Below are 5267 nucleotides of genomic sequence, written 5' to 3'. Positions count from 1 at the left end.
CACGCGGCCGACGTTGGCCGGTCCGCCGACCGGGGCCGGACTCCACCCAGGGCCACCGACGCCGACGGGCAGTGCTGTGGTGGGCGGCCAGCAGGCGCCGGGCCTGTACTCCGGCCAGCCTGGCCAGCCCGCGATGGGCCCGCCGACCGGGCCGTACCCGGGACCGCCGACGGGTCCGCAGCCCGTCCGGTTCACCGGCCCGTCCGGCAAGCTCGCCCCGGCCGCGCCCGGCCCGCCGAAGGCGCAGCGGAACCGGTGGATCGCGCTGTGCGCCGCGCTGGCGGGCGTCGTCGTGGTCGCGCTGGTGATCACCTACGTGGTGACCAGGGACAACACCCAGACGGCCGGCCCCGGCCCGCGCATCCCGACGACCGTCTACTCGACCCCGCCACCCTCGACACCGGAGCCGTCACCGTCCACTTCGGAATCGAAGCCCGCGCCCGACAGCAAGCTTTTCGACGCGCTTCCCGCGGTCTACAAGCAATACACGTGCGTCCCCGCGGCCGCACCACCCGGCACGGCCGCCGCAGCCGAGTGCACGGACTCGAACGTCGGCGACGTCAAGATCGGCAACGTGGTGTTCCAGCAGCCGACCGGCGCGAGGTTCCTCCGCTTCCCGGACGCGGCGGCGATGGACGCGTTCTTCCAGGACATCGTGAAGACGCAAGGACTCACCCGCAACGACGCCCAAGGCGCGTGCCGGCCGGACAAGTACCCGAAGATCTGGGGCACGTACTACCGCGCGGAGGTCCCGAACCCGGTCCCGGGCGAGTACCTCACGTGCTTCCTCGGCGACCCGGCCCAGCTGGTGTGGACGGAGAAGCAGACGCTGGTGGCGGGCATCCTGCTTTCCACCAAGGTGACGACCAACGACGAGCTGGACAAGCTCTACCAGTGGTGGAACACCGAAGTCCTGTCGGAGATGCCGAAGAACTGAAGAAGGGCCCGCGGTTTCCCGCGGGCCCTCCTGGCGGCGTTACCGGGCCCCGCCGCCCATGTACTGCGGATCCGGTTGCGGTAGCTCCATCACCGGCTGGCTCGCGTCCATGATGTTCTTCATCGCGCCGAACCACGTCCGCGCCGGAGCCTTGCCACCGAAGATGTTCCCCCCGCCGCCGCAGACGCGGACGTTGCCCGGGCCGGCGTCGCAGATACCGCCCTGGCCGCCGCCGAACTTGAAGGTCATCGCCGCGCCCGCCAGCTGCGGGGTGCCGCCGACGAACGCCGCCGAGACGTTGCCCTGGGTCGTGCCCGTCTTGCCGATCATCGGGCGGTTCCAGCCGACGTCGGCGGCGGCCTTGGCCGACGTGCCGCCCGGCTGGTCGTCCTTGCTCATGCCGACGGCGAGGGTGTTCGCCAGGCCTTCGGGCACGGCCTGCTCGCACGGCGCTTCCTTGACCGGCACCGGCTGGCCGTTGCGGTCGCTGACCCCGGCGATCGGGGTCGGCGGGCACCAGACGCCGCCGGAGAGGAGCGTCGCGGCGACGTTGCCCATCTCCAGGCCGCTCACCGGGCTGAACCCGAGCGTGAACGCGCCGTAGCCCGGGCTGTTCCCGTTGGGACCGTACGCCTCCGCCTGGCTCTGGCTCTTGCCCTTGACGTTCGGGTCGACCGGGCCGCCGCCGGTGTTGCTCGCCATCGTGTCGCGCAGGCCGAGCCGCCTCGCCATGTCGATGGCCGGGCCGGTGCTGCCGAGCTTGTCCTCCAGCGCCACGAACGTCGTGTTCGGGGACGTCGCCAGCGCGGTCTGGAGCGTCGCGTTGGCGCCCACCCGGCTGTAGTCGCCCGCGTTGCCGACGCAGTACCAGTACGTGGCGGGTTTCCCGGTCGGCGTGGTGCTGCAGCCGCCCTTGCCGGTCGAGAACACGTGCGACGTGTAGGAGTCCGGCATGTCGACCGGCGAGTAGATCCCCGCGATGCCCTTGTCGAGCACGGCCGCCGACGTGAAGATCTTGAACGTCGACCCCGCGCCGCCGGTGTTGTAGACGCCCGCGGGCAGCGCGTACGTCGTCTGCCCGGCGTCCTGGTCCTGGCCGTAGTCGCGGTTCGCGGCCAGCGCGACCACCTCGTGCCGGTTCTTGCCCGGTCTGATCAGCGACAGCGTGTTCGCGACGTACTTCTGGGTCTTGTCGACCTGCGCTTCGGCCGAGACCTTCGCCTCGTGATTGGCGCGCTCGTCCAGCGTGCTCTTGATCGTGTAGCCGCCGGTGTAGAGCTGGTCCTTCGTCATCCCGGACTTGAGCAGGTAGTCCTCGACGTACTGGCAGAAGAACCCGGCCTCCGGGCCCGCGCCGATGCAGTTGGCCGGCGGCTTCGCCGGGAAGTCCGGGACCACGCCCAGCGGCTCGCCCTTGAAGCGGTCGGCGTCGGCCTTCGCCAGCTTCTTGTTCTCGACCATCCGGTCGAGGACCAGGTTGCGGCGTGCGGTCGCCTTGTCCGCGTGCTTCCACGGGTCGTTGTTGATCGGGTTGTTCACCAGGCCGGCCAGCAACGCGGCCTGCGGCACGGTCAGCTTCTCCGGCGTGGTGTTGAAGTACGCGTGCGCGGCGGCGCCGATCCCGTAGATCTGCCGGGAGAACTCGACGATGTTGAGGTAGCCGGCGAGGATCTGCTGCTTGGTCAGCTTCGTCTCGAGCTGGATCGCGATCCGCGCTTCCTTGAGCTTGCGGGCGATCGACTGCTCCTGGGCCTTCTTCTGGCCGACCTGGTCGGTCCGGTAGACGACGTTGATCAGGTAGTTCTTGACGTACTGCTGGGTCAGCGTCGAGGCACCCTGGGTGTCCGCGCCGGTGCTGTTGCTGACGGCCGCGCGCAGGGTGCCCTGCCAGTCGACGCCGTGGTGGTCGTAGAACCGCTTGTCCTCGACCGAGACCAGCGCCCACTTCATGGCTTCGTTGATCTGGGTCTCGTTGACCGGCAGCCGGTACTGGTCGTACAGGGTCGCGATCGGCTTCCCGGTGCTGTCGGTGACCGTCGTCACCAGCGGTGGCGGGATGTCGGCGAGGTCCGACGACGTCTTCTCCACCGTCTCGCTGGCCTGGTTGGACATGACACCGGCCGCCCCCACGACCGGGAAGAGCATGCCGGCGACGAGCACCCCGGCGAGCAGGCAGAGGCCGATGAGCTTGAACAAACCATCCGCTTTTCGCACGAGGGCCAGGCTACCCGGAACGAGTCAGGCGACGGTGACGCCCTGTCTCCGCAAGTGTGAATTCAGTGACAAAACCGACCCCCTTCAGTGACATCTGGTAACGGAAGGCATTCTAGGTCTCGACGGGGGGAACCGAAGGCCCCTACAGTCCGTCAACGTCTCACGAAGAAAAGCCGTCGGATGGATCAACGCGAGTGGGAGCTCGCCTGCTCCGTTCGGCGGCACCGGCACCGGGGAGGTGCCCGGGTAACCGACGTGAGCTGAGGGAGACACGCTCGCGGGGGCAGAGAGCGCAGTGCCTTTCCCCGCTGGTGCGTCGATCACCAGGGTAGGGAGCTGGGGGTATGGAAACCAACCAGTCGAGCTGGCGAATCAACGCGTCCTGCCGGGACGCCGATCCGGACGGCCTGTTCGTCCGGGGTGCCGAGCAGAACCGGGCCAAGGCCGTGTGCCTGGGCTGCCCGGTCCGCACGGAATGCCTCGCCGAAGCACTCGACGGCCGCATCAACTTCGGGGTCTGGGGTGGCATGACCGAACGGGAACGGCGGGCGTTGCTGCGCCGCCGCCCCGACGTGGAGAGCTGGGCGGACCTGCTGGAAGCGGCCAAGCGCGACGCGCTGGAGCGGGTCGAGGTCGGCTGAGGCCCGGCACGAACGCCGTGAATGACTCATTCATGTCGCCGGACGACATGAATGAGTCATTCACGTCATCTGGCGACGCGGCGAGTCAGCCGGCGAGCTTCACGCCGATGTCGCGCAGGCCGTCCAGGTCGTGCACGTCACCGGCCAGCGCGGGCACCCGGGCCAGCGCCACTTCGGGGTGCGCCCGGGTGAACCGCGCGAGCAGCCGCTCCTCGCGCGCGGCCAGGTCGACGCGGTCGGCGTGCAGCCGCAGCACCGCCTCGGCCAGCGGCGCGTTCTGCAGCGTCTCGGCCGCGGCCAGTGCCTCCGCGCCCGACAGCGACGCCAGCACCGGGTGCGTCCGGTTCGCGATCAGCCCGGCCAGCGGCATCGACTCCGACGACAGCCGCTCGACGAAGTAGGACGCCTCGCGCAGCGCGTCCGGCTCCGGCGCGGCCACCACGAGGAACGACGTCCCGGACGAGCGCAGCAGCTCGGCCGTCTTGCGGGCGCGCTCGCGGAAGCCGCCGAACATGCTGTCGAAGGCCTGCATGAACGCCGACGCGTCGGTCAGCAGCTGGCCGCCGATGATCGTCGACACCGCCTTGGCGAACATCGAGAACCCCGCGTTGACGACCTTGCGCAGGCCCCAGCCGCCGGCCTTCGCCGGGCCGGTCAGGAGGCGGATCATCCGGCCGTCCAAAGCGGACGACAGCCGCGTCGGCGCGTCCAGGAAGTCCAAAGCGGACCGGCTCGGCGGGGTGTCCACGATGATCAGGTCCCAGTCGCCGGTCGCCGCGAGCTGGCCCAGCTTCTCCATCGCCATGTACTCCTGCGTGCCGGAGAACGACGTGGAAATGGTCTGGTAGAAGGGGTTCTTCAGCAGCTGCTCGGCGCGTTCCGGGCCGGCGTGCACGCGCACCATGTCGTCGAAGGTGCGGCGCATGTCGAGCATCATCGCCCACAGCTCGCCCTTGGGCTCGAACCCTTCGACCTGCACCTGCTTCGGGTGGTTGCCGAGTTCGCGCAGCCCAAGTGCCTGGGCGAGCCGGCGCGCGGGGTCGATGGTCAGCACCACCGTCTGCCGCCCGCGCTCGGCCGCGCGCAGGGCCAGCGCCGCGGCCGTGGTCGTCTTGCCGACGCCGCCGGAGCCGCAGCAGACGATCACGCGGCTTTCCTCGTCGTCGAGCATCGCGTCGATGTCGATGGTGGTCACACCCGCACCCCCTGGTCGGTCAGGGCCTCGGCCAGGTCGTAGAGGGCCGCGACGTCGACGCCGTCGGTCAGGTCCGGCAGTTCGAGGGTGGGCAGGTCGGCCTCGGCGAGCTGCTCGCGCGCCCGCTGCTCGGCGGCGACGCGCACGGCGTGCTCGACGGTCTCGTCGACCAGCGCGTCCAGGGTCTCCTGCGGCAGCTTCAGCCCGGCCGTCGCGAGCCCGTCGCGGACGCGGGAAGCGTCGACGCGGCCATCAGCGGCGGCGGTCACCGACCGCGCCG

3 protein-coding genes and 2 pseudogenes are annotated in these 5267 nt (G+C 70.2%); 2 read left to right on the top strand and 3 right to left on the bottom strand.

All coding sequences use genetic code 11. The features are described from left to right. A pseudogene (locus G3I65_RS42335) lies at positions 1-937 on the top strand (serine/threonine protein kinase); the annotation flags it as partial. A 39-nt stretch (positions 938-976) separates the two neighbouring features. On the opposite strand, the gene G3I65_RS42330 reads toward G3I65_RS42335, so the two are convergent. Further along, on the bottom strand, positions 977-3151 hold the full coding sequence (locus G3I65_RS42330; protein WP_309235976.1) for a transglycosylase domain-containing protein: 2175 nt from the start codon (positions 3149-3151) through the stop codon (positions 977-979). A 344-nt stretch (positions 3152-3495) separates the two neighbouring features. Here G3I65_RS42330 and G3I65_RS42325 point away from each other — a divergent pair, with 344 nt between their 5' ends. Continuing rightward, the gene (locus G3I65_RS42325; RefSeq protein ID WP_125308331.1) at positions 3496-3792 is read left to right on the top strand and encodes a WhiB family transcriptional regulator; all 297 of its coding nucleotides are present in this window, start codon (positions 3496-3498) and stop codon (positions 3790-3792) included. An 85-nt stretch (positions 3793-3877) separates the two neighbouring features. On the opposite strand, the gene G3I65_RS42320 is transcribed toward G3I65_RS42325, so the two are convergent. After that, complete coding sequence (locus G3I65_RS42320; RefSeq protein WP_163046847.1) at positions 3878-4963, bottom strand: ArsA family ATPase; 1086 nt, start codon at positions 4961-4963, stop codon at positions 3878-3880. A gap of 20 nt (positions 4964-4983) precedes the next feature. Further along, positions 4984-5267: pseudogene (locus G3I65_RS42315) on the bottom strand (ATPase); the annotation flags it as partial.

Source organism: Amycolatopsis sp. SID8362 (assembly GCF_010550475.1).
In the GTDB taxonomy this organism is placed as follows: domain Bacteria; phylum Actinomycetota; class Actinomycetes; order Mycobacteriales; family Pseudonocardiaceae; genus Amycolatopsis; species Amycolatopsis eburnea.
The sequence above is the reverse complement of the archived record's forward strand: the minus strand, read 5'-3'. Positions and strand labels throughout refer to the sequence as shown.

What these genes read in the sequence shown, in the direction of transcription:
- G3I65_RS42320 (WP_163046847.1), bottom strand. Translation starts at nt 4,963, where the DNA reads ATGCTCGACGACGAGGAAAGCCGCGTGATCGTCTGCTGCGGCTCCGGC.
- G3I65_RS42325 (WP_125308331.1), top strand. Translation starts at nt 3,496, where the DNA reads ATGGAAACCAACCAGTCGAGCTGGCGAATCAACGCGTCCTGCCGGGAC.